This is a genomic window from Clostridioides sp. LIBA-6622, from assembly GCF_056716095.1.
Genome location: NZ_CP196998.1, coordinates 1,778,839 through 1,802,490, shown reverse-complemented (window position 1 = coordinate 1,802,490; position 23,652 = coordinate 1,778,839). Strand labels below are relative to the sequence as shown.

42 protein-coding genes are annotated in these 23,652 nt (G+C 28.9%); 2 read left to right on the top strand and 40 right to left on the bottom strand.

What is annotated here, in order from left to right; translation table 11 throughout:
• Window positions 1–39 precede the first annotated feature (39 nt).
• The 25 genes from ACTG47_RS08645 to ACTG47_RS08525 form a co-directional block, all read right to left on the bottom strand.
• A complete protein-coding gene (locus ACTG47_RS08645) occupies window positions 40–294 on the bottom strand; it encodes a hypothetical protein (protein ID WP_169469035.1) in 255 nt (84 codons plus the stop codon).
• Window positions 295–648: 354 nt separating this feature from the next.
• Window positions 649–1,089, bottom strand: a complete 441-nt coding sequence (locus ACTG47_RS08640) for a phage tail assembly chaperone (RefSeq protein ID WP_479926844.1) — start codon at window positions 1,087–1,089, stop codon at window positions 649–651.
• A 71-nt stretch (window positions 1,090–1,160) separates the two neighbouring features.
• Window positions 1,161–1,637, bottom strand: a complete 477-nt coding sequence (locus ACTG47_RS08635) for a phage tail tube protein (protein WP_254487059.1) — start codon at window positions 1,635–1,637, stop codon at window positions 1,161–1,163.
• Window positions 1,638–1,655: 18 nt separating this feature from the next.
• Window positions 1,656–2,966, bottom strand: coding sequence for a phage tail sheath family protein (locus ACTG47_RS08630; RefSeq protein ID WP_479926843.1), 1,311 nt, complete (start codon window positions 2,964–2,966; stop codon window positions 1,656–1,658).
• On the bottom strand, window positions 2,967–3,152 hold the full coding sequence (locus ACTG47_RS08625) for a hypothetical protein (RefSeq protein ID WP_479926842.1): 186 nt from the start codon (window positions 3,150–3,152) through the stop codon (window positions 2,967–2,969).
• On the bottom strand, window positions 3,136–3,573 hold the full coding sequence (locus tag ACTG47_RS08620) for a phage tail terminator family protein (protein WP_479926841.1): 438 nt from the start codon (window positions 3,571–3,573) through the stop codon (window positions 3,136–3,138). The genes ACTG47_RS08625 and ACTG47_RS08620 overlap by 17 nt, the downstream gene beginning before the upstream one ends.
• Window positions 3,566–3,991 carry an HK97 gp10 family phage protein gene (locus ACTG47_RS08615; protein ID WP_479926840.1) on the bottom strand — a complete coding sequence of 142 codons (426 nt, stop codon included), beginning with the start codon at window positions 3,989–3,991 and terminating at the stop codon, window positions 3,566–3,568. Before ACTG47_RS08615 ends, ACTG47_RS08620 begins: the two co-directional genes overlap by 8 nt.
• Window positions 3,991–4,338: a hypothetical protein gene (locus ACTG47_RS08610; protein WP_479926839.1), complete on the bottom strand. Its 348-nt coding sequence runs from the start codon at window positions 4,336–4,338 to the stop codon at window positions 3,991–3,993. Before ACTG47_RS08610 ends, ACTG47_RS08615 begins: the two co-directional genes overlap by 1 nt.
• Window positions 4,332–4,733, bottom strand: coding sequence for a hypothetical protein (locus ACTG47_RS08605; protein ID WP_479926838.1), 402 nt, complete (start codon window positions 4,731–4,733; stop codon window positions 4,332–4,334). Before ACTG47_RS08605 ends, ACTG47_RS08610 begins: the two co-directional genes overlap by 7 nt.
• 9 nt (window positions 4,734–4,742) lie before the next feature.
• On the bottom strand, window positions 4,743–4,976 hold the full coding sequence (locus ACTG47_RS08600; protein WP_479926837.1) for a hypothetical protein: 234 nt from the start codon (window positions 4,974–4,976) through the stop codon (window positions 4,743–4,745).
• Window positions 4,976–5,878 (bottom strand): capsid protein, encoded by a 903-nt coding sequence (locus ACTG47_RS08595; RefSeq protein WP_479926836.1) that lies wholly within the window; start codon window positions 5,876–5,878, stop codon window positions 4,976–4,978. The genes ACTG47_RS08600 and ACTG47_RS08595 overlap by 1 nt, the downstream gene beginning before the upstream one ends.
• Before the next feature lie 17 nt (window positions 5,879–5,895).
• A complete protein-coding gene (locus ACTG47_RS08590) occupies window positions 5,896–6,462 on the bottom strand; it encodes a phage scaffolding protein (RefSeq protein WP_479926835.1) in 567 nt (188 codons plus the stop codon).
• Between the two features lie 43 nt (window positions 6,463–6,505).
• Window positions 6,506–6,700 (bottom strand): hypothetical protein, encoded by a 195-nt coding sequence (locus ACTG47_RS08585; RefSeq protein ID WP_479926834.1) that lies wholly within the window; start codon window positions 6,698–6,700, stop codon window positions 6,506–6,508.
• Between the two features lie 22 nt (window positions 6,701–6,722).
• Entirely contained in the window at window positions 6,723–7,364 is a 642-nt protein-coding gene (locus ACTG47_RS08580; RefSeq protein WP_479926833.1) for a hypothetical protein, read from the bottom strand.
• Window positions 7,365–7,775, bottom strand: a complete 411-nt coding sequence (locus tag ACTG47_RS08575; protein WP_479924909.1) for a hypothetical protein — start codon at window positions 7,773–7,775, stop codon at window positions 7,365–7,367.
• Between the two features lies 1 nt (window position 7,776).
• Window positions 7,777–8,022: a hypothetical protein gene (locus ACTG47_RS08570; protein ID WP_479924910.1), complete on the bottom strand. Its 246-nt coding sequence runs from the start codon at window positions 8,020–8,022 to the stop codon at window positions 7,777–7,779.
• Window positions 8,023–8,092: 70 nt separating this feature from the next.
• The gene (locus ACTG47_RS08565; RefSeq protein WP_021395626.1) at window positions 8,093–8,341 is read right to left on the bottom strand and encodes a hypothetical protein; all 249 of its coding nucleotides are present in this window, start codon (window positions 8,339–8,341) and stop codon (window positions 8,093–8,095) included.
• Window position 8,342: 1 nt separating this feature from the next.
• Window positions 8,343–9,878 (bottom strand): minor capsid protein, encoded by a 1,536-nt coding sequence (locus ACTG47_RS08560; protein WP_479926832.1) that lies wholly within the window; start codon window positions 9,876–9,878, stop codon window positions 8,343–8,345.
• Complete coding sequence (locus ACTG47_RS08555) at window positions 9,868–11,310, bottom strand: phage portal protein (protein WP_479926831.1); 1,443 nt, start codon at window positions 11,308–11,310, stop codon at window positions 9,868–9,870. The genes ACTG47_RS08560 and ACTG47_RS08555 overlap by 11 nt, the downstream gene beginning before the upstream one ends.
• A 4-nt stretch (window positions 11,311–11,314) precedes the next feature.
• Window positions 11,315–12,556, bottom strand: coding sequence for a PBSX family phage terminase large subunit (locus ACTG47_RS08550; protein ID WP_479926830.1), 1,242 nt, complete (start codon window positions 12,554–12,556; stop codon window positions 11,315–11,317).
• Window positions 12,546–12,971, bottom strand: coding sequence for a helix-turn-helix domain-containing protein (locus tag ACTG47_RS08545; protein WP_479926829.1), 426 nt, complete (start codon window positions 12,969–12,971; stop codon window positions 12,546–12,548). The genes ACTG47_RS08550 and ACTG47_RS08545 overlap by 11 nt, the downstream gene beginning before the upstream one ends.
• A gap of 66 nt (window positions 12,972–13,037) precedes the next feature.
• Entirely contained in the window at window positions 13,038–13,772 is a 735-nt protein-coding gene (locus tag ACTG47_RS08540; protein WP_054272957.1) for a hypothetical protein, read from the bottom strand.
• 88 nt (window positions 13,773–13,860) lie between these two features.
• Window positions 13,861–14,571 carry a hypothetical protein gene (locus tag ACTG47_RS08535; protein WP_479926828.1) on the bottom strand — a complete coding sequence of 237 codons (711 nt, stop codon included), beginning with the start codon at window positions 14,569–14,571 and terminating at the stop codon, window positions 13,861–13,863.
• Window positions 14,572–15,057: 486 nt separating this feature from the next.
• Window positions 15,058–15,540: a hypothetical protein gene (locus ACTG47_RS08530; RefSeq protein ID WP_479926827.1), complete on the bottom strand. Its 483-nt coding sequence runs from the start codon at window positions 15,538–15,540 to the stop codon at window positions 15,058–15,060.
• A gap of 152 nt (window positions 15,541–15,692) precedes the next feature.
• Complete coding sequence (locus ACTG47_RS08525) at window positions 15,693–16,547, bottom strand: ORF6C domain-containing protein (RefSeq protein WP_479926826.1); 855 nt, start codon at window positions 16,545–16,547, stop codon at window positions 15,693–15,695.
• Window positions 16,548–16,673: 126 nt separating this feature from the next.
• On the opposite strand from ACTG47_RS08525, the gene ACTG47_RS08520 reads away from it, so the two are divergent.
• The gene (locus ACTG47_RS08520; RefSeq protein ID WP_479926825.1) at window positions 16,674–16,853 is read left to right on the top strand and encodes a hypothetical protein; all 180 of its coding nucleotides are present in this window, start codon (window positions 16,674–16,676) and stop codon (window positions 16,851–16,853) included.
• A gap of 7 nt (window positions 16,854–16,860) precedes the next feature.
• Here the strand turns inward: ACTG47_RS08520 and ACTG47_RS08515 are convergent, their stop codons facing one another.
• From ACTG47_RS08515 to ACTG47_RS08455, 13 genes are all read right to left on the bottom strand, one after another.
• Window positions 16,861–17,268 (bottom strand): RusA family crossover junction endodeoxyribonuclease, encoded by a 408-nt coding sequence (locus ACTG47_RS08515; RefSeq protein WP_479926824.1) that lies wholly within the window; start codon window positions 17,266–17,268, stop codon window positions 16,861–16,863.
• Between the two features lie 17 nt (window positions 17,269–17,285).
• The gene (locus tag ACTG47_RS08510) at window positions 17,286–17,501 is read right to left on the bottom strand and encodes a DUF3850 domain-containing protein (RefSeq protein WP_479926823.1); all 216 of its coding nucleotides are present in this window, start codon (window positions 17,499–17,501) and stop codon (window positions 17,286–17,288) included.
• Window positions 17,502–17,698: 197 nt separating this feature from the next.
• Window positions 17,699–17,839, bottom strand: coding sequence for a hypothetical protein (locus ACTG47_RS08505; protein WP_479926822.1), 141 nt, complete (start codon window positions 17,837–17,839; stop codon window positions 17,699–17,701).
• Window positions 17,808–18,164 carry an NUMOD1 domain-containing DNA-binding protein gene (locus tag ACTG47_RS08500; protein ID WP_479926821.1) on the bottom strand — a complete coding sequence of 119 codons (357 nt, stop codon included), beginning with the start codon at window positions 18,162–18,164 and terminating at the stop codon, window positions 17,808–17,810. Before ACTG47_RS08500 ends, ACTG47_RS08505 begins: the two co-directional genes overlap by 32 nt.
• A gap of 17 nt (window positions 18,165–18,181) precedes the next feature.
• Window positions 18,182–18,439, bottom strand: a complete 258-nt coding sequence (locus tag ACTG47_RS08495) for a hypothetical protein (protein ID WP_479926820.1) — start codon at window positions 18,437–18,439, stop codon at window positions 18,182–18,184.
• A gap of 17 nt (window positions 18,440–18,456) precedes the next feature.
• A complete protein-coding gene (locus ACTG47_RS08490) occupies window positions 18,457–18,588 on the bottom strand; it encodes a hypothetical protein (protein WP_255625637.1) in 132 nt (43 codons plus the stop codon).
• Window positions 18,589–18,593: 5 nt separating this feature from the next.
• Window positions 18,594–18,764: a resolvase gene (locus tag ACTG47_RS08485; protein WP_479926819.1), complete on the bottom strand. Its 171-nt coding sequence runs from the start codon at window positions 18,762–18,764 to the stop codon at window positions 18,594–18,596.
• Window positions 18,765–18,826: 62 nt separating this feature from the next.
• Window positions 18,827–19,780 carry a DnaD domain-containing protein gene (locus ACTG47_RS08480; RefSeq protein ID WP_479926818.1) on the bottom strand — a complete coding sequence of 318 codons (954 nt, stop codon included), beginning with the start codon at window positions 19,778–19,780 and terminating at the stop codon, window positions 18,827–18,829.
• An 8-nt stretch (window positions 19,781–19,788) separates the two neighbouring features.
• A complete protein-coding gene (locus tag ACTG47_RS08475; RefSeq protein ID WP_479926817.1) occupies window positions 19,789–20,349 on the bottom strand; it encodes an ERF family protein in 561 nt (186 codons plus the stop codon).
• Window positions 20,350–20,365: 16 nt separating this feature from the next.
• Complete coding sequence (locus ACTG47_RS08470) at window positions 20,366–20,647, bottom strand: hypothetical protein (RefSeq protein ID WP_479926816.1); 282 nt, start codon at window positions 20,645–20,647, stop codon at window positions 20,366–20,368.
• A 77-nt stretch (window positions 20,648–20,724) separates the two neighbouring features.
• Entirely contained in the window at window positions 20,725–20,967 is a 243-nt protein-coding gene (locus ACTG47_RS08465) for a hypothetical protein (RefSeq protein ID WP_479926815.1), read from the bottom strand.
• A 304-nt stretch (window positions 20,968–21,271) separates the two neighbouring features.
• Complete coding sequence (locus ACTG47_RS08460) at window positions 21,272–21,601, bottom strand: DeoR family transcriptional regulator (RefSeq protein WP_479926814.1); 330 nt, start codon at window positions 21,599–21,601, stop codon at window positions 21,272–21,274.
• Window positions 21,602–21,741: 140 nt separating this feature from the next.
• The gene (locus ACTG47_RS08455; RefSeq protein ID WP_479926813.1) at window positions 21,742–21,939 is read right to left on the bottom strand and encodes a helix-turn-helix domain-containing protein; all 198 of its coding nucleotides are present in this window, start codon (window positions 21,937–21,939) and stop codon (window positions 21,742–21,744) included.
• 69 nt (window positions 21,940–22,008) lie between these two features.
• Here ACTG47_RS08455 and ACTG47_RS08450 point away from each other — a divergent pair, with 69 nt between their 5' ends.
• Window positions 22,009–22,578 (top strand): hypothetical protein, encoded by a 570-nt coding sequence (locus ACTG47_RS08450; protein WP_479926812.1) that lies wholly within the window; start codon window positions 22,009–22,011, stop codon window positions 22,576–22,578.
• A gap of 38 nt (window positions 22,579–22,616) precedes the next feature.
• Here the strand turns inward: ACTG47_RS08450 and ACTG47_RS08445 are convergent, their stop codons facing one another.
• Window positions 22,617–22,817 (bottom strand): hypothetical protein, encoded by a 201-nt coding sequence (locus tag ACTG47_RS08445; RefSeq protein WP_479926811.1) that lies wholly within the window; start codon window positions 22,815–22,817, stop codon window positions 22,617–22,619.
• A 46-nt stretch (window positions 22,818–22,863) separates the two neighbouring features.
• Complete coding sequence (locus ACTG47_RS08440) at window positions 22,864–23,652, bottom strand: phage antirepressor KilAC domain-containing protein (protein ID WP_479926810.1); 789 nt, start codon at window positions 23,650–23,652, stop codon at window positions 22,864–22,866.

Below are 23,652 nucleotides of genomic sequence, written 5' to 3'. Positions count from 1 at the left end.
AATAAAGATTAATTTTTATCTTAATAAAAATGTACTTCTTTAGTATTTTCTAACACTTTTATCAAACAGTATTCCTATTCCTCCTAGTAAAGCCAATATAGAACCAAAATTTCTATATTGTGAAATAGATTGTTCTAAATATATATTATATTGTTCGGTAGCCATTGACCCACCATTTTGTTTTATAATACAATCCATATTAAATTGACCTAGACCTATACAACAAAATAACACTATTATTCCAATTACAAAAGCAAATATACATATTGTAAGTTTAATATCTTTATTTTCCATAAATACACCCCTCATAATTTAGATTTATTTGTTGTTTTTTACTTGGTGATATATTATCTACATTATACTATACAACATACATATCCATCTATTTCCAAAATTGTAACATTTTCATATATTAGTAATGCGACTATACCAATTTAATTTTTAGCTTTAAGTTCTACCTTCTTCTACCTCTCTTTTTCTCTCTTTCAGCTTCTTTCATTGCTTCTTCTTCATCCTCTATTTTAACAAGTATTGAGGCGGCTGCTAATGCTCTCTCATTAACTTCTAAATTCAAGTATTCGCTAGGTTTCCACTTTAATTTTTGAATACAATAATGAGTTATGCTAGCATCAAAATCGCCACCTCTGATTAGTTTTTTGCTTCTTCTACTTTATCTTCAAAAGTTGTATCAAATCCATTAACCTCATTCACTTTTACAGTGTAATTTACATATTCTCCTGCTGTAAGCATTGTTTTTAATAACTGAGCTTCTCCCATTACTCCATAACTATTTTGTAACTCAACGTCTTTCAAATCGGGAAATACAGTAGATGCCACACATAATTCAGCTACATAACTGTTGTAGTCAATTTCACTAGTGTATTGACCTGTGTGTTTCCCATTATTCCCAATTACCTTCACTCTTTTAGTGCAATTTCTTCTTAATACTTTGTCTTCCTCAGAAGATAAAACTTTAAGTTCCCACTCTACTGGCTTTCCTTCTTCATCTAAAAATCTATCACTTGCTATATATTTTACATTATCAACCTTTATTGCATTTTGACTTAAAAAAGCACTTAAATTACTCATATTATTCTAATCTCCTTTTATTTTAATTTTCTACATAAAAAATGCACATCTATAAATTATAAATGTGTATTTTATATTGTACCTGATATTAAATTGAACTTTTCAACTAATTCCCAATCCTCACACGTAAAGTCCATATCTTCATCCAAATACTCACCATCAGCATCAAATTTAGTAATTATTCCACTATCCATATTACAGTCTTTGAGTATTACTGTCTGTCTCCCAACTGAACTTGTTGGGTCTTCAGTGGTTACCTGTATATCAAAATAAATATCCTCACCAGTCTCTTTGTATCTATAAAGCAATTCTCTAAAAATAGAAGTATTAAAATGAAATGTTGCACTCCCTGTAATTTTACTACCTGTTGTTTTATTTCCTTTTGTAGTTCTACCCAATATGGGGATTTCACTTTTAGTTTTTTCCATTTTAGCTTCTAAATTAATAGCACTCATAAAATTATATCTTTTACCTTCTATTGTTACAAAACACTCTGCTTCAGATGCACTTATTGCGTCTCTAACATTCATAGTAACATTTTTAGACATCTATAATCACTCTCCTTTTTAGCTTACTGAAACAGTCATATAAAGCTTACTCATAGCATTAATAACCTTAACTGCATCACTTACTATAACTGTTTTCTTATCATTTCCAAGTTCTACACTAACATCATCAGTTTTAAAATCTTCTATTGCCCTTATATTCTCTAATTCTTTATGATGCTTAACAACATCATTCCAAAACGATATACGACCAGCCTTATCGTTAGGCACTTTACCAAGATATTTATCGTTAAATAAAGTTGCAATATCATTAGCAATTTGGTCAAGCACTCTAACGCTTTGATTACTTGAAAAATCATCATTCTTATCATCTGTAAAACTAACAAAAGTGTTTATATCCTCTAATACATGGACTTCATCTCCAACTTTATGAAATATAAACTTACCAGTTTTTAAAGCTTCCTCTAACTGTATTTGAGTATAATTAACATCAACATCAAACTCACCAGCATACTTTTTGTTAGTATTAGATTTATTTATGTCACATCCAGCTATAGCTCCAGTAGCCCAATAAATTAAGTTAGATTCTAGTAATCCAGTATCTTTAATTTTATTTTCTACAGATACTACACCTTCATAATCTGCATCACTTTTCTTATACAATACAGTTTGAAACTTAGCTCCTACCTTATCTCTCATTCTTTTTGTAAACTCTACAAACAAACTTTTAATCTCTGCTGTTGTAGCCAAACATCCTAGTGCATTAAATGAGTAGCTTTCTATTTTATCCAAGAAAGCTTGGTATTCTGTCCCTGTAACTGCTTCTCCATTAGTACCACCAGTAAATACAAGTCCTGCACTTGCTTCTAGTGTTGCATCCTTTTTCCAACTAACATAGTCATTGTCAATTAAATCTGTAATAACTTTAGCTATTTGTGTATCTACTTTCTTATTATCTAATAAAGTTACAACATCAAATTTAGTGTTATCATCTATATTTGTTGTAACTATTACTTTTAAGTCATTACCTCTTATTCCGCTATATTTAGCTATAGCAATAGTGCAACTAGCTTTAACTCCTTTGTTTAGTTTATAAAAGTATCCTAATCGTATATTTTTAAATAAGTCTCTTAGTCCTTTCAGTTTCTCATGAGTGTAATCATATCCAAAGAACTTTGTTGAATACTTTTCAAAATCATCACTAGTCACTTGAAATACTTCTTCATCAATACCCCAATCAAATTCAAGTGGCATTGCGACAATACCTCTATCAGATAATGTACTTGTTGCCCTTGCAGCACTTACAAAGTTTATATAGGCACCAGGTAGTACCTTATTCTGTGTTATAAATATTCCTCCACCTAAAGCCATCTAACTCACTCCTTTCATAAAATTATTTATTCTATCCTCTACTTCTAAGAAAGAATATAATTCATCTTCTTTTAAAATTGCATTCAATAAGTCTTTTCTATTTACATACTTTTTAGAATTAACTATTTGCTCCTTAGTAAACTTATAATTATCTTCTTTACTTAATGTTTTACTCAAAATTATCACCTCTCTTTAGACCGCCAAACAATTCAACTCCATTCATTTTTTCTGTATCATTACTTTTTATAGTGAAATAGTTATAATCAACAAAGAAATGTAGTACATTATCTATAATTTCAAAGTTCATATTCGTACCTCTAACTAAATCTCCATCAATTTCTATATACTCTAATTCCTCCAACAACATTTCAGCTATCTCGTTTATCTCAAATGATTTATCATTACTTTTTGGAAAATAATGTACATCAAATGAGTTCTTTTTTAATGTCCTGCCACTTGGATATGTTACTTTACTTGGATTTAAAGGGCAAATAAAAAAACAAGGTTCATTTATCCCTTGTTCTACATCTTCACTATAAATTGTATAACTTTCTCCAAACGATTTATCTAATTTTACTGATATTCCATCAATTATATTATTAAGCATCAAATACCTTCTTTAATAAATTTATTAATTTCTTTTCTATTATTACATCTACTTGACCTCTTAATTCTTGTACTGAAATAGTCATCATATATCTACCTTTAACCCAGCCTTTATGATTTCTAGTTCTATGACCATATTCAATAAAACTGGCATATTTGATGGGGTTAATAATTTCTATAATGTAAGTATCTCCAGCTTTAATGACTGGAAGCGACCTTGCATAATCTACACCATTCCAACCTTGTCGTAACACTCCTGTGTCAACTGGCGTACGTTTTATAGCTTTACCAATTAATCTTGCTGCTAACTCTTTTGCACAGTCTCTGCAAAACTTATCGAGTTGACTCTCTTCCAACCTTTGTAGATTTCTTTGCAACTTTTTCAATTCTTTAAAATCAACACTTCCACCTCTACCCATTATGCTTTATCCTTAAATAACTCAAGTATTACCTCTTGATGATTTGGATATATAGCAGGTTCTCCACTTCTTACATATTCTTTATTATTTATAATAAGTTTTGAACCTGCCTTAATATTTATATTTGGAGATATAAAGAGTTTAATCGTCTGTGTGAGTTTAGCCACTTTTCCTTCTTCTGTAGAAGTAATGTTCTTATATGAAAGCTTGCAAGGTTGATTTTCTAATACAATCACTTCTTTGTTATTTGTTCTTTTACTTACAGGGTCTTTAATTGGTTTATATTCCACTATAGTGCATTTATCTCTATATAAAAGTTCTATTGCTTTCCTTGATTTATTTACCATCTCAAACACCTAAAGGTTAATATTTTATCTTTACCATAAGTCAAAAGATAGTTTACAAAAGTGTCAAAGCGTTGTTCAGGTGTTTGTGAGCCACTTCCTATAGCAAAATCTACCTTTGTATCACCTTCTGATATAGACTTTTCTACAACTTCAAAATTAAGACTTTCTATATCTAATTGACCCATATTTTTTTTAGTAAATAAGAACTCTCCAACTATCATATCTATTTCAATATTTTTTAACTCAATTGGTATAGTCTTTATGTTACAATCAAGTTTAATTGTATTTTCTATCTTTTCCTTAACAAAATCTATTAACCATTTATCTCCATCCTTTAGAACATATCCAAACCCTTGAAGTCTTTTTTCTATATCATCAATTATATTATTTCCCATAACTTTCACCTACTTTTTAGTAAGCTTATTTTTCTCTTTAAGCTGCTTATTTTCTTCTTCCAAAACATCTACTTTGTTTCTTAAAATATTATTTTCAGCAACTAAATCCTTTACATTTAAAGACTTACCATATTTCTCTACTTTTCCATCTTTATCTATTAAGTCATATCCCATCTCCAAAAAATCATCTATTCTACATTCTTCTATAGTTAGTATTCTATTTAATTTCCTTACTTGTGCCATTATGCTCCAGCTCCTTCAACAACAAATTGTATTGCATCAGCTTTTTTATTTAATATAAATACGTCCTCAAAACTCTCTTCAAAATACAAGTATTTTCCTTCTGTCACTGCCCTTGGCTCATCTAATGTAGAAAATTGATAAGAAACTGGTGTAATTATTGAACTTGGATGTATTAAAGACATAAATATTTGCTTAGCTCCTGCACCTGCTTTCCATCCAGTAGTAAAGTCATATACTGTTTTCATAAGATTAGATGGCACTTTAACTATCTTAACTGAATCAATATCAGTTGTTTGACGATTAAGAGAAGTCCCTCCATCTTTTATATTTACAGTTCTTTGTATCTCTTTTGCGTTCTTGATTAAAGTGTCAACTCCTGGTGTAACATATAATATTCTTCCAACAGCAGGTACTCTAGCTTCTGTCATTTTTTCCATTAATTTATCAAAAACCTCTAAGATATTTGCTGTTGTAAGAGCAGTTGTCTCTGCTGTTTTACCTAGAGCTATCCAATCAGCATATATTTTAGATATACAGTAAGCATCCATCTCAGGGAATTTTTGTTCCTCATTGTATACTTGAGTTATATTTCCTATTGATGCTACATAGTTAGTTTGGTCAATATCTGCTGGATGAACCAATGTAGACCATTTTCTTTGGTTAGTTAATGTTTTAGATTCCCAAGCATTATCATAGTTTCTTTGAGCTACTGCTATTGTATCTCTGTTTGAATCAACTCTCCCAGTCGTGCTTATAGTTGGTATTTCTATTGTTTTAGAACCAGTCCATCTGTATCTACCATTATTTTCTGTAGCATATAATTCTCCAAAATGTAGTACATATGGATAAGCCTGTGCTAGAGCTTGTGAGTATTCCTTTGCGTATTCTAATGGTTGTGCCATATTCTTATTCCTCCTAGTTATTGTTTATTATTTTCATGTGGTTTTACACCATTGAAGTTAAATTTAAATCCAGCTGATTTTAATTGTACATCTCCTGGTGTTATAGTATCTGTTTTAGGTTCTTCACCTTCTAACGTTGCATTAAACAAATAATCTTTATCTTGTTTCAAAGGATTTATCTGTTCTTCAAAAGCCTTTTGTCTATCTTTACTATTTCTTAGTACTTCCATGTCTAAATGAGCTTTTAATGCTATTTCATCTCTACATTTAACAGACTTAAAAGCATCACCTAACCAGTAATTAAAGTCTTTTTCTTCAATTTCTTTTTTGTAAGTTTCTTCTAAAACTTTCTTATCAGTTTCATAAGTTGTTTTTAAGTTATCTACATCTTCTTTTGTCATACCTCCTTCAAACTTTTTAATAGTTTCATTAGCTGTATTTAATTGTGTTTCAAGATTCACATAATCTTCTTGAGTAACTGTAGTCTCTTTTATTTTCTTTTCTATAGATTTTTGAAGAGAAGCTACATCAATTTTGTTATCCTCGATTTTTATTCCTTCCAGTAATTCTTTTATCCAATCCATTTCTAATATCTCCTTTCATTTTTTTACAAAATAAAAAAGCCTCTTAAAGACTTTTATCTAATGATTTATTTAATTCTTCTCTTACTCTCTTTAAAATTTCATCAGAAACTTTATCAATATTAGTTTTATTCTCTTTTCTTAATTTATTACAAAGAATACCTACATTAAGATTAGCAATACAATTAATAACGATTTGTACTACACAAACTACAACTATAATTTGAGTTAATATACACATTAAAATCACCTACCTTTTTTATCTAATAATTTATCTTAGTTTTCCCTTCTTTAGCAAAACGTGTTTTTATATCTTTAGATGCTAGCTCTCTTATATGCTTCAAATCCTCATCAGAAAGTTGCTTTACAGGACTTTTTATTTTTATTTTTGTTTCATTAATTTTTTCTTTTCCAAATATTCTATTTAAATTTTCTTCTAAATTTCTCACTGCTTCGTTAAATATGTCAATTTCTTTTGTAGCACTTTTTATATTTTCCTCAAAATCTGTTGTATCTAGTTCCAACTTAGCTGAAAATTCTAAGTTATTTTTCTTAACCTTTTCTTTATCAATGTATCTATGCTTTTGTTCTAAATTTTCAGCATAATTTGTTAAATTTTCAATAGTTGCAGTATATTCAACTTTTTGATATGTCATTTCAAATATATCTGCTTTGCAAGGATATATTTCTCCTTTTACACCTTGTATCACATAATCCCCTATGTTAACTTGATATATCAGCCCTTCAAGAGTTCTTATGAACAATTTAGTATGTGCCTTATCAATAGAGTGTTCAACCCAAGCATTGCCACGTTCAATCTCTTTTCGTATCCATACTGTTGGTTCTACATCTATATCAAATCTAAAAGCTTCCACTTCAATTGCTTTCTTTACAAATCTAGCCATTTATTTATCCCCCTTAAATCCTAAAATTTCAAGTTTCATTTCTGGACATATTAACCTTACCTCTTTTGATACCATCTCACTCGGATATTTAAAAACTTTATCAGAAATCTTTGTTTTTTCATCATCTAAATCCTCATAATACTTTTCAAATTCCCCACATGCACAAGAATAGATTTTACCTTCACTATCTTTTATAATAAAATCTCCATTAGTTGCTCTAATAACTCCATTTTTATACTTTATACAAATAGTTTTCTTTACTTCACCTTTGCGATTCATAGAGTTTAAAGATTCATCAAGCCATATAGTCCCTTTTTCAAAAGCTTGATAAAACCATCTAGGAGTGTTTGTACTTCCTAATATCCATTTGAAGGCTTCTACTTCCTCGGACTTCCTTTTAAATTTAGCCATTTTATTTATCATCCTCCAAACTTTTAATTATATCCTTATTTGTTGCAAATAAAGAAACTGCTATAAATATTAAACCAAGAATAAAGTTTAACAATGGAAACAAAGCTATAAAAATAAGTTTATAGTTTTTCCAAGCTCTATATTTTTTTAAAGCTTCGATTACTTCTTTAATATTTCCAAGCCTTAACATATACAAATAAAACCCAGTACAAAATACAATTATTGATAAAATATATAATTTAAGCATTTCAATTCACCCTCTCAATAAATTTTCACATAATAAAAGCACCTACTAATTTATCATTTAGCAAGCGCTTTTACATATTTACTATCTGTATATCTTTCCATAAATCCTTTAGTAATTTGCCATCAATGTTGTAATTATCAACCATATCCTTACCATTTTTATAATACTTTGTATCTCCATCAGGACAAAGAGTAATAAATCTTGTATCATCATCTCCGATAGATATATTATATGGTTTGCTATATAAGTCAAATTCTATATCTAATCCTAAATCAATAGAATTAATTAAATGTTGCAAATTTTTAAATTTATTATCCATTTTATTCTCCTTTCAAAATATCTTTGTTAGCTATTTTATGTGCCTTTGTAAGCTCCATATCCTTCTCTCTTTTTACCCTATCATGGTTATTTTCATCAGCTAACCAATCATGTTTATGAGGTACAATTTTGTGTTGCTTTGGGTTTCTATGGTCAGTTAAATCTAAATCTAATCTAGGTTTTCCTGTATTACCATAGTATCTTCTTTGAATTAATTTACCATCTTTGTAATTATCAAATACACTATTTGGTTTTGATTCAAATGGCACTGAATGAACACTTACACTAGTTAAATTCCTCTGATTTTTAACTTGCCAATTTACATCTTTATAAAGCTTTTTAACTTCTTCATACCTTATAGTATCATTATACTTCATATGTTGATATTCATCAAATTTAGAAGGTATTTCATTTCCTAATACTTTTTTATATTCCTTAAATTGTTTTCTATCTTTACTCTCATTTAGTTGCATTTTTCTAAGAGTATCAGCTTTTTCTTTTCCAAGTCTATCCTCAATATGTTTCTTATACCACTCATTATATTTCATACTAGATGGTACATAATAAGTTTTACCATTTTCATCTCTTGCTGCTCTATAACCTTCTTCATCCTCGAACCAAGGAGATGTTGTAGTCCTACAATGACAATGAAACGGTGGAGCTATTATTCCAACTTTATAATCTTTCATATCAAATACTTTACCATCTAGTTCTCTACAAATATTTGATGTTTTTAAATCTAATGTGGCAACTATCTCATATTTCTCTACATCTAAATCATTAAAACAATCTTTCCTAGAAGCTGATGCAAAGAAAGCTGATTCAGTCATTATTAAATTCTTAGCTTGAGATTTAGATACATTAAATCTCTTAGCGAAGTCATTTACTAGCTTCTTTGGATTTTCACCTCTAATAATCGATTGAGTTAATTTAGTGTGTAGTTCATTTACTAAAGCAGGTCTATGTTTACCCCAAATTCTTTCTGAGAAATTCAACCCATCACTCGTCCATGGCTTAGATATTACTTTATTTATTCTGTTAGTATCAAGACTCATTAAGCTCCAACCAACACCAATACCTTGTTGAATATTAAAAACTGTGTGATAATATCCACTTGTATAAATATCTCTCATTAACCTATCAATGCTATCAAGTTCATTTCCATAAAGCACTTCTACTTGTTGTTGTATTTGTAACTTTAAAGCTTCAAGCCTCGTTATATGAACCCTTGCACTAGCATTCTCTAACTCTTTCATCCACTTTTGATTTATAGCATTTTCTTTACCATACTTAATATATTCTTCTGCACTCCATTTAAACTCTTCTAGTTCTCTTGTATTTAACAGTTTCTTAGCTTCTAATAAAGATATTCCTTCATTTTCAGCAAATCTGTTATACCATGATAATATATCTTTTTCTATACTATTCATAGCTAATTTGTATTGCTTTTCCAATTCAAGATAATATTTTACACTTTTATTGTTTTGAGTTTCTTCTAATTGTTCAAATCTTTTCCTCCAATAATCTTTATGTTTCATCTATAACACCCTCTTGATTATTAGTAGGAATTAAATCATCATATTCTTTTTGGGTTTCTTCCTGTTTTTTAAGTCTTTCAAGTTCGTCATTAACATCTTCAACCCAAGGATGATTACTAACAATAGTTTCATCTGATATAATTCCAATTGATTTAGAAGCCATATCTATTTTTTCAGACTCATTTATTATCATAGAATGATTAAATGTTATTTGAACTGACTTATAATCATAGCTCTTACTGCTACTTATCTTTAAATACTCACATACAAACCATAGAAGCTCTCTAATTGCTTTTTTAAACTTCTTTTCAGTTTTAGAACATTTAAGGTCCAGTAGTGAATATAAAAATTTAAGTGCTACACCCGATTTATCACCTGTATTTTGGCTTTCGGGATTAACGCCTTGACCAAAGTTAATTATATTCTTTTCTAATCTATCGAGAAGCTCCTTCTTAGCCTCAACTGGTATATTTATCTCTAACTTATCAACTCCACCATTAGCTCCTACTTTAATGGCTTTATAATATCTTACATTATTTGCAAATTCTACTAAATCAGTACCCCCATACTCTTTTAGTATGTATATCGCTTCTTGTACTTCATCTAGGTTATCCGCAAGAGTAGAAATATTATTATCATATATATCAATTAAAGACTTGTAAAAAGTTAAATCAGATACGCTTTTCTCATTATTTTTAAATGGTATAAATGGAACTTTACCCCATCCTTGCTCTTTATTATTTACTTTGAAATGTCCTTCTTTTACATCTGTTAATGTTCCATACTCATTATATAATAGCTCTTGAACAAAGCTATTCCCTCTTTCAATAAAGTAAGTTACATCATTTTCTGTATAATATTCAACTCTTTTTATCTTGTTACCATCTATATCTTCAATGTAGTAGAATCTAATAAATGCAACTAATTCCTTTTGTCTTTTGTTGTCCCACACAGGGATAGCTTCCTCAGAAGGTATTATTACATATTTAAACTCACCTTTTCTGTCAATATATGGATGTAGCCATTCAATACCTTTGTTACTAGCATTGAGATAGAGTTCTGTTATTGTATCATCAAATTCTTCCCCTAACAGGTCATTTAAAAGCTTAGTGAAATTGTCATCATCTGCATTAAAGACTATTGGATTTCCGACACTATAGCCCACTTTCTGGTCAACTAATAACTTATGATAGTTATTAACTGCTTTATTATTAGCCTTAGTAAAATCTACAACCTTAGCACCATCTAAAATATAATATCTTCTTTTATTTTTTATATCAGCATTACCATAATAGTATTCTTCTCCTTCTTGGTACTTCTCTGGTCTATGTTTTAAAATATAATGCTCTATAACATTAATAAGATTAAAAGTACTCTCTTTGTTTAGTTGAGCTTTTATTAAATCCGTTTCACTTATATAAATATTTAACACCTCCTTACTTCAAGAAGCTTATTCCTCCATACTCCATGTCATTTTCTAAGCTATATCTTAGTGCATCTATTAAATGGTTATCTTTGTCTACTGCAATAGGTAAGATATTTCCATTCTTATCCTCTTTATATTTATACTTATTTATTTCATTTTTAAAATTTTGACATCTTGGATGTATTATAATTTCAAGTCCTTGTAAAAACTTGATACCATACTCAATAGAACCAGCTCCTTTTCTTGCTGAAACTGCATTGACTCTTAAATCATTAAATTCAGCTACATCTTTTGGACTTGCATTATCACAAATAACTAAGTCTCTATTTGCTTTTTTACTAACTAAAGGTGCAGCTTCTCTATTTAATAATCCAACCGCTTCTATTTCATCATATATATATAACTTTCTTCTCATCCTATCGTAGTGTGATTTTACATATGCAAATGGGTCGTCTGCAAATCCCCAGTCAATTCCATGTCTAAAATTATCAAATGTACTTTCAATATCTGAAAAATCTTCAACTCTCCAATTCTTAAATATTACAGCACCAAGTACACCCCAATTTCCAAGAGTATAGACTTCATAGTAATATTTATCGCTTTCATTTTCTAAAGCTTTTATATCATCTTCTGCTAAGAATTTATTATCTTTATATGTAGTTTTTAGAATACTTACATTATCTTTTTCTACATACTGTTTATCATCTTCCCATATGTCAAAATACTCTGTGTATAACCAATGGTCTTTAAGTATTGGATTGAAGCTTAGTGTTAGCCTCTTTACCACTTTGGATTTACCTCTAAGTCTCTTATCAAGCTGTTTGACTGCTTTATAATCTGTCTCTGTTGCTTCTTCTACCCATATATCAGTTATTACACCATCTATTGGGGTTATTGATTTTACTTTCTCAACATCATCTAAACCACAAAATAATATTTGCTTATTGTTTAACTTACAGGTTATTATCATATCTGTTTTATTTACTTGAAAATATTCATTTAACTTAAAATTACTGATAGCTTTTGTTATCTCATTTAAACAAGACCTTTTCAAAGTACTTTGAACATTTCTAACGATTAAATAATTCCTGTTTCCCTTAAATACATCTAATACTGTTCTTTGAGCTAAAGAAAAAGATTTACCTGAGGATGAACCACCAAAGTAAATCTGATACCTATTGTTATTATTAAGTTGATGTTTTAAATAGATTGGATTGAATATGTCAGGACTAATCTCTAAGTTAATCTCCATATTCTTCATCACCTACCTTTATTGTAATATTGCCTAGATTGCCACTATGTTCAATATCTCTCTTATCCCTCCATTCAGCTGGTTTTCTATTTTTCAACCAGAATATCTGTGCTGTTGTATCTGGTACCACATGTTTAGTCACTCTTTTAGTTTCTTGACCTTCTTCATATGTTATTTCATCATATTCATAACCTAACGCTCTTTTTAACAAAGCATTTTCAACCTGCCTGTCAATTATTTTTTTTCCCTTTTTTAAGGCATTACAAATATTACTATACTTCTTTTTCCAGTCATATAGTGTTTTGACATTTATTCCAATATTGAGTGCTATTTGTTCATCTGTAAGCCCATCTCTTGCCCATCCTTCAATCTTAATTAATCCTTCTTCTGTTATCCAGTATTCATATTTAGCCATATCACCACCTCATTTTTGTTTGTTTTGGAAATAAAAAAGAACTCTTTTGGAGTTCTTGAGTTAACTTTATATATTACTGTCTACAACTTTCTTTGCTTCTGGATATTTTTCTAAAATTTTCTTAATGATATAGTCATTAAGTTTATTTTCCCCACTTTCAATTATTGGTTTAAAAACAGCATAAGAACCATAAACAACAGTAAATTGTGGTGTACCTATATTACATTCAAATTCTTCTAATAAATCAAACCCTTTTTCAAGGGATTTACTAATTATACCTTTTTGATGACATAGTATCTGAGAATAGTAAAATATCAATATAAACATGTCAAAATTATTGGGTAATTTTTGTTCAAAACGTTTGTAAACATCTAAATAACATCCTAAACTCTTCATATCCTTTTTATCTTCTTTTACACTATCGTTATTAAAATTACTATTGAAAAAGTTTTTGTGCTTCTCAGCTGCTTCTACAAATTTTTTATTACTTTCTTTTACTTCTTCAAATTTTTTTATAACATCCTGTACATCTACAACTATATTTTCTAAATTTTTAGATATATTTAAAAGATTATCTTTAGTATTATCTGATTTAGTCTCTCCTATTAAAGTTAGTATAATCGCTAGAATTGATAATATTATTCCTGATAAAGTTGCTCCAAATGCTATTTGGGAAGCTAATTCTTTATTATCATGACCTATCATTGTAAACAAAACTATTACCAATAATACCAAAATGAATATACAATATCCCATATGTATTTTTACTTTTTCAAAATCTTTTTCTTTATTTCCTATCATTCTATCCCCTCCAAAGTATAAAATTCAACTTCAAAGGTCAATATCCTTCAACAATCGTTCGACAACTACAAAATATATTCATTCTTTTCTAATATATTCTTAGTAAACCAAATTTATCAGCTATATAATTATAAACATCTTCTACATAATCCTTGATAATTGGAATTGATTCTGAACATAAACATATAATAGCATTTATATTTTTATACTCTGGAGCTATTTTATATGGAATATCATTAATGAATCTTTCATATTTATTCATTCCTGACCATCTTATGTTATAATTATGTTTGAAATTATTAACTACTCTTCTTATTTCTTTTATTTGTTCATTATAATGATAGTCTTTTATTATCTCAAGTATCTCATTATATTTTTCTAAGTCATAATACTCACTCTTCATTTTTTCTATTCTTTTTACTACTTTATAATAGCTTATGTCTTCACACTGCTTTCTAAATTTATATTTATTTGAGATATCCTCTTTATATAAATTAAATGCAGCAGCAATTATTTGCGCAACATAATCTTGCACTGAATTGTAAAGTAAAAGACTTGTTTTAGCATATTCTCCCCTTAAAAATATTCTCAAAATATCCTCTTCATTAGTTATCCATTCATCAATATTTATATGTATATCTTTAGATTTTTCGAGATAATAGTTAGCACTTGTAAAATTATAATAAATATCATAAAATCTCTGAAATGCAATATCAAGTTCAATACATCTGTTATGTCCATTATAATATCTTTCCCCTTTAATTAATTCATTTAATTTATTACTAGTGTCTCTTAACAATATGCCTTCCCCCTATCCTCTTTTTATTCCATATTATCATAATATATAAAACATACCTAGAAATTAATATGATTCCTTATTTAAAATAAAAAAAGACTAAGTGGGGGTAACTTAGTCTTTTGAGTTGGGAGTATATATTATTTAAGGGAGCAAGTTCTAGGAATCGAACCTAGATTAAACACCAGTATTCACATGGTGAGTGAGGTTACCAAGCCCCACCCGATTTTTAGACCTCTGAATTAAGATAAAATTGTATGAGATTTTAATCTCAATTCAAATACTTAAAGTGTATCAATAGATTTTGAACATAGTTAGAATTGAACTAACGGCGTCCTCACGCCATGCCTAGTCTGTTCATAGTGACTAGGGCAATCCCTTAACCCTAGCCAATTTAGTTTTGAGAGGGAAATCTTTATTTCCACAATATTATTATCTCACGTTTTTGCCAATAAAAAGTCTCACAATAGTCTCACAATAGTCTCATTTTTAAGCTTTCCATGAAAAAATGGGCAATTCAAACTCCTTTATCTTTGGATATAACATATCCATAATCTTGCAGACTATCCTTTTTCTTATTCTAAAACAATGGCTTCTATCTATGTGCATAGCATTAGACATATAATCCATATTTATTTTTTCATTGTTCATGTACATTTCATTGAAGAACTCTGTTTCAAAGCTATTTAGACTTGTTAATGCACATTCTATAGTTTCTTTTTCAATCTCTAGTGTTTTCTTATCTTCTTTTAATCTATTTAAATCCTCTTCTCTTTTAATAACTTCATTTTCCACACTTGAACTTATATTATAAGTTTCTCCAGTTTTTTCTTCATAACTTTGAGCCTTACATCCACAAAACTCATTTTCTAACTTTTTAATATATATATCTTTTATTCTTATTTGACTCTCTAATTTTTTATAGTTATATAATCTTCCCTCAATCTCTTGGAATAGTGTCTTTTTATTCATACTTCCACACTCCTATCAATTATTTATGTTATAATAATCTTGTATATAAAAGTTTTATATTTTTGACAAGTGGAGTGTGAAAGCACTCCTTTTCTCTTTTTAATTAACTATTTGAAGGTTTCTCCTTTAAAGAGGAAAAGTCTACTCCTGCTTTAACTTACTATTGATAATTGACTGTTTAATAATCTTATTTCTTCTTCAAGAACTGTAGGTAACTTATATTTATCTACTATTTCCAGTACCTTATCTAACTGACAACGCTTTATAGCCTTATAACTTTCTACTCCAAATTCTCGTTTAATTTGATGATATATATCACTATAAACTTTACCTCTTAGAGACTTATTTTTATAAGCCCTACTACCATGTCCTCCAAGTGATTTTGTTGCTACTCTCTTAACTTCCTTAACAATACTCTCACACTCAATATTAAATAATGGAGCATCATCCATAAAATTCTCTAATTTCTCATTAACACTCTCTATTTTAGTCTCTAAGACTTCTTGTTTCTTATCTAGCATAAATATAGCTTGTAACTCCTTTGATGCACTTAAAAGAGGATTATTTAATTCTTTTCTCATAGAGAAATATCCATCAACTATTTTCTCATATTGTTCCCAAGCCTTGTCGTCTTCCAGTATTTTAAGTAGTTTTGAATAACCTCTCTCAGATAACAAGTAAATATTTCTTGATTGATTAAAAGATTGTTTACTATATCCAACATCTTCATAACCTAATCCTTTTGAAGGATTAGCCTTTAAATCACCTAGTCGTTCAGAATGACTCACTTTTAAATCTATAATATCTACATTTGTTTTAAATCTTTTTATGTTATTGTTAATTAACTCATTAACTTTGAATAATTCTCTATTATGTATCTCAGCTATATCCTTTACTAGCATTGCTTTCTTGCCTTTTCCAAACCCACCCTCAATATCATGAAACTTCATTCCCTCAACTTCTAAAGTTCCAAGTACTGTTATTTCTTTATTTATATTTTCATTCATAGTCTATCGCTCCTTTTCTCTTTTGAATAATTCATTTCAATTTATTTACAGTTCTGCAAAATCTATTGTTATTATTAATATCTCATAGTATCCTAACCTTATATCATCTAACCTTAGGAGGATTTTATGGGAGATTTAATAGTTTTCTTAATAAGACTTTGTATTTATTTTTTACTGGCATCTGCTGCACAAAAACTCAATAAGACATATCCATTCAAAAAGCATATCTTTATATGGATTTGTTTAATTTTATTGGTATCGTTTTTTATAGAGTATATTAATAATTTTATTGTGACTTTTATTTAGACTCTTTTCATATAATATCCTCCAGTACAACTTCGACCCTTGGTCTATCACTATAATATTTACTAGCTACAACCTCAACTATCTGTGTATCGTCCTTATAAGCTATCTCATTAAGTGCATCAGCAACAATCTTAACAACATTGTCAATATCGGGTTTCTTGCTGGGTCTTAACACATTATTTCTTTTCTGCTCTTTAACCTTTTTACCGTTACTTTTAGCTATAGAATAATAGCATCTTAAAGTCATTTTTATATAACCTGTAAAATGATACTTAACTTTAGATTGATATAGCCACTTTATAAGATTCTCATAATCTTTAGTTTTCTGCGGAGTATGAGTTCTTTTAGTAACCGAATTAAATCTTGGTCTCTCTTTGCCAACTGGCTCTCCATCTATTACAAGAAAAACTTTCATTACTTCTCCTTAAATTTTTATTTTATTCCTAATTCAACATAACCATTCCCAAGCTTAACAAAATACTCAATCTCTTTGTTTATTTCAATTCCTGTAAATTTTTTATCTTTAAACGACTGTAATATCACTGTATCTCCTGCTCTAAAATCTGCTGTATACTCCACTTCAATTTGTTTTTTATTCTTAATTACATCTTTAAAAGTACTAGAAGCTATCTGCAATTCATGTATCATACAATCACCTCTTTATAAGTCAAAGTAAGTTTATAACATTCTAGTTTCATTCACAAACTTACCTTGACTTTATTTTTATAAATATCTTTCTACTTCCCTATGCAGCCAATTCTCATATGTTGTATCACAATTTGGCAAGTCATTCCATTCAAATATTGTTTAAAAAAATAAGTTTAAACCTTCTTCGACGCTGATATTCATTTTTCTAACATCCCTTCATATTCATACTTACTAAGTATTTTTATAGCTATATCAATAGCTTTATTAATTGAACACTTTTTCTTATTTATTATCTTTTCTACTAATTTAATTATCTGCTCTACATTTGCTAATACCATCTGTCGCTCCTTGAATATATTCAGCTTTCCAACCATTTGGAGTTGATTTATTTTCTCTAGCTAAATAACTAGCATGACTGCAACTAACTTTTATATACTTACTTGCTTCTCTAGCACTCTTAAGAATCTTGACTTCTCCAGTATTTATATTGAAAACTTTTATAGGCTTTCCTGGTCCACCACGCTTTGCGATATTTATTTCCAGTTCCTCATTTTTTATTTTCTCATTTCTAGTTCTTATTGCTCTTAAATTAAACTCATGCATATCCTCTAAATCCATAGTTTTATCTAACAGCTCTCCTGCATCTATCCAAACTTTAGCCATATTCCATTTCCCCCTTTTTATTCAGCTGGCATTTCAAACACTTTTTCTTTGTAGTACTTAACTCCATCTTTATTTATAATGTCAAACTTAGTTCCTGCAATGATAGCCTCTTGTATTCTGTTTAACACCTCAATGGCTCTTCTTTCTGATTTATATTTTCCTATCTCTCTAAAATTCGATTCTCCTTCAAATACTGCATATACTTGCTCTCTATTCACTTCAATTCTATTAACTTTCATTAAATCTAATCTATCTTGACTTCTAATTATTATCATCCCTAGTACCTCCAGTGTTAATCTAAGTTATTTAGCAACAATATTATTACTGCACAAAATCCATTTGCTATTATTCCATTCGTATTTCCTGTTAATAAATTTATTCCTAAAGCAACTAAATTTATTAAGATTGCAATTCTTACAAGCATCTTATTTACTCCTTATTCTTCTTTTTTATAAAATACTCTACACAACTAATACTCTTATTGTTTTCCTTCTCTTTATCGAGTCTTACTGTATAACCTGCCTTTATAAGTAACCTTGCTATTTCTAATCTATCTGTATCATTTAACGACCCATTTTTTTGTGCATATATTTTACTCATTTTGTACCCCCTTTCTAGGAAGCAATAGTATGATATTTACTTCCTAGAAGTTTAATTTAAATTTATTTGAACTTAGCCTTTTGACTTTTCTTGATTATGTCATCTAATTCGTCACTCGTATATTGATTAAATGTTTCATTAAAGTTATGAAAATTAGTTTTTTTAATTTTACTAGGAGCATTAACAACCTTGTTACTAGACTGTTTCTTCTCCTGCCTACTCTTTTTCTTCCTCTCAAATTCATTCTGATACTCTGTAAGTTCTAAACTAGTTTTTACATTTGCTTCTATCCAGTTATTTAAGATTGTCTTTACATATCTATAGTTCTTAACTCCACTCCCTATCGCTTCATCAATAGCCCTTATAATTACATCAACCTCCATTCCATCATCTAGAAAGCCTAGTAACTCTAAAAAGTTGTTTGGAGTAATCACACCTATATATTTTTCAAAGTATTTTTTTATGTAGACAGTTTTATCTTGTTGAGGTTGTTCATTAATAACAATAGTAGTAATATCATTTTCTTTTAAACCTATTTTCTTTTTAATACTATTTTCTTTTATGTTGCCGATTTCCCGACCCCGGTTTTGCCGACTTCCGGTTTCACCGACCTCGGTTTTACCAGCTTCCGGTTTTACCGGAGTCGGGAAATCGGCACACGGTTGGGATTCAGTATTTTCAACATTTTCAGAATTTACACTTTGAGGTGTATCAAAAATATCATATCTATAACCTTTCATTTGACCTTTTTTATCCCTTATTTGTGTCCTAATGACAAAACCTTCTTGCATAAGCTCCTTTAAAGCATTGCTTACTTTTGTCTTACTATCTTTTCTATAACTTATTAATGATTTTGCATAAACTTTATGACTACCTGACCTTTGAAATCTTAGCATCTGAGTAACTACCCCTATAGCTGAATAAGAAAGATTTTTATTATCAAGTATTGTGTTAGGTACTCTTGTAAAAGGGTCATCAAAATTTATATGAAAGTATGTTTCATTATTAAAATCCAATATATCACCTACTCTTGATTTTGCTTTTCATAAGCATTACAAATTATGTCATACTCTTGCTTTGTTAAGTCTTTTATCTCTTTTCCAAACCTCTTGAATACTTTTTCTTTTAGACTTTCTTTATCAACATTTGCACGACCTGCTATACCATAAAGTCTACTTATCTGCTTATCAGTTAAAATTCTATTGTTAGAATTATTTTTAGCTGCTTCTTTTCCGCTTATGGCGTCAAAACTATCATTCTCAGTTATGTTGAGTAACTGAATATACAAATATCTAGTTTGATAGGTTTCTATACCTCCTAATGCTTGTAACTCATTAGAACCCTTCAACTGTAAATCTCTCATTGGAGAAGTAAATACAATCTGTTCTGTTGGGTTTTCTCCATTAATTAGTGTTAGTGTTTCGCAGTCATTTGTAAAGGTCACTATAGGGTATAATTTAGCTTCTTCAAGTAGACCAGTTGCTTGTGGTAGAAAGTCTGCCAACTCAAAATACTTAAAGTTAGCGAACTTATTCTCTCCACTTTTCTTTAGATTTAACTTACTAAACTTGACTCTTACATCCATTAATTTAATATAAATATTATTTACTTCCAATTCCACCATGCTCCATATCTTTTATATTTCTTCTTAAAACTGACATAAAGCCATTTACATAATCTCCATATTCATTTTTCTTTTCATTATCTTTTAAATGCTCTTTAAACTGTTCTAAAGTCCAACCTTTTTCATGTTTTTCTATACAAGATTTTAAAGCTGATATTTCTCCAAACCTTTCATCCAAATCAATTTCATCAACTATAGTAAACTGTGAAAAAAATAATCTATCTCCTAAATCTTTAATTATCTCATTTCTAGTTTTCATTTCTTCCCCCTTGTGCTATAATATAGCTATATTTTTTTTGATTTACCTTTGAATTGAGCCATTGCAGTGGCTCTTTTCTACATTTGAACACTTAATGGTCTATCTGTTTCAAATTCTTCTCTCATTAGTAGTTCTTCCGCTTCTTCTGTATCTTTTTCTATTCTCTTGTACTCTGCATATGCTTCATGCTTAATTCTGTCTTGTTCATCTGTTGTAAGACTTCTATCTGCCCATGCTCTTTGTACTATATCTAAATATATTAAGTATTGTGCTTTTCTGTATTTTTCTATATCTTTGATTAATTCTTGTCTACTTTTCATTTTCCACTCCCCCTATTGATTCAATTTCTGAATTTAACATGAGCAAAATATCCTCATATGCTTCTAATTCTTTTTCATCTGCTCTACACTTATATCCAATTGACTTTTTAAATTCTATCCTCTCATTTAGAGCCTATATCTTATATTCTAAAAATCTTTTAGTTACTTCCATCTTCAATCCTCCTTAAAGTTCAAGTCCTCTTTGCTTACATTCTTCCATGTAACTTATACACTCTATATAAAATTTTGGTGTAGGCACTCTTTTATATTTTTTACAGAATCTTAGAAACCATCTTAGAGTCAATTAAATCACCCCCTTTCTCTTTTTCATTACATCTTTATCCTTCATTACGTTTTTCATTACATATTCTTCAAAAGAAATCAAATCTATTCTATAACATCCTGCGATTTTGATAACTGTATATAGATTTTGTGCTTCTGCTTCCTTTACCATATTTCTTGCTGTTGCATCTGATACTTTTAAGTACTCTCTAAACTCTTTTAATGTAACTAACTTCATTTGTTTAATTCCTTCTCTATCTAAAAACATCTTAATGATGTCCGTTGTATCATCTCTGTTCATTAATTCCTGCACCAAGTCTTTTGTATCTATAAATTGTAATGCCGTACTCATTTTTATCTCACCCTTTCTGTATATGTAGACTTATTATTTAAAGAAAACTTTGCTAAATTCAATTCCTAAAAAATAGAAAATTAAAATTAGAACTGCTCTAAGTAATAATGCTTTTTCTTTATTCTTTATTTTTACCACTCCTATCTTCTAACTAATTCATCTAATGTAACATCTAAATAATTAGCTATTTTTATTAAAGTATCTATAGTTGGATTTTTATTTTCTCCTCTTAAAATTGAATATAAATTCCCTGAATCTACTCCTATTTCTTTTGCTAATTTCCATGCTTTTATGTTTCTATCTCTTAAAATTTTATTTATGTTGTCATTAATTGCCATTAATTTCCTCCTTTGATATAATATATTTGTAGGATAAATCCTATAAATATATAGTTAGGTGGTGCACACATGCTAGACAGTAATTCAAAGAAAATACTATCTTTTTTAAGACTTGATGCAAGCAACAAGCGTCGTGTTACTTCTAATGCAGAACAAATACACGAAAATATTCCCTCTTTATCTTTAAATGAAATCGGAAAATCAATAAAATATTTATCTGAAAATGGATACTTAGATACGATAAATATTCTAGGAGAAGATTATCCAGTTATAAGAGATATAACTAATAAAGGACTTAATTTTGAAGAATTTGAACCTAAAAATCAATCACAAAATATAAATCAAACTTTTAATATTCAGAATATGCAAAACTCTGCTGTTGGTAATACTGGCTCTGTGACTATAAATAATGGTATTGATTTCTCTGATTTGAGAGAATTTATAGATACTAATAAAAACCTTACTCAAGCAGAAAAATATGAAGCCCAAAACATAGTTGATTTAATTGAATCAACATCTGAAAATGATATTCCTTTAAAAAAAGGTTTTTTGTCTAGATTTAGTGATATTTTGAGTAAACATTCTGACTTAGCAGTATTTATAGGTCAAACTCTTGTTAATCAATTTTTAATTAAGTAAATTTATTTTAGTAGTTAGCTATATGTCTAACTACTTTTTTATAATTCTGATAAAAGTCTGCCTTCTCCAGCAACTACTTTATTAAATGCTTCTTCTAAGTTTTCATATTCTTTTCTTAGATAAGCTGGATAATTACCTTTTACATCAGATAGTGAATATGCTAAATCTTTTTGTGTGTCTATAAGAATGTTTATTCTCCATTTTGAAGAATAAAATTCAGCCATTTTTTCTTTATTCAATTTAATCACTCCTTTTCAAAATATTCTGTATTTAATTTTCAAAGTTCTAACCTAACATTGACATTTGATTGTTCTTTTTAAACTTATTAATAAAGTATATTTGTCCCTTACCAGTAATCTTAGGTGTTTTAGTAATACTTGTATGACCATCTGGATGTACTCTTGTACCTTCTTTTGTTTCTATAACTCCTAAATCTACACTTTTTTGAGTTGGTGTATTGTAATCCTCACCTTTGCGTTTTATTAAGTAACCATTATTTCTTAACCAGTCAAATAATCTATTTTGTCCTGTATCAATTCCATTCTGTCTAAGCAATTTTGCTAATTCCCCAACTAGGATTGAATTGTCAGAAGATGCTACCGAATCAGCAAATAATACCTTTGGTTGTTGTAATTGAATTACCTTATCCTTTTCCTCTATTTCTTTACTTTTCTTTTCTATTGTTTTTTGAGCTACTTGTAATGCCCTTGCCATGATTTCATCATCTGACATATTTTCTGTTGTATGTATATATCCACCAGTTTTACGTATTTCTTTTAATATCTTTTTAACTTCTTTTTTAAATTGTTTAGCAATTTGTTTTCTACTTTGCATCAAAACCTCATACAAGCCATCTTCTGTTAAAAACCAAGCACTATAAGCATTGTTTAGAGTGCCTATCTGTATTAATTCTTTTTCTTCTGTTTCGATATTAGATAACATCATCGATACATTGCTATGTTCTATCCATTCAGCTACATCCTTAGCTAAAAATAAAGGTTTTTCTAAAGTTCCATAAATCCTAAATTCTTTGCCTAGTAACTCTTGTTCTTTGATTGTTTGTAAGTTATTCAT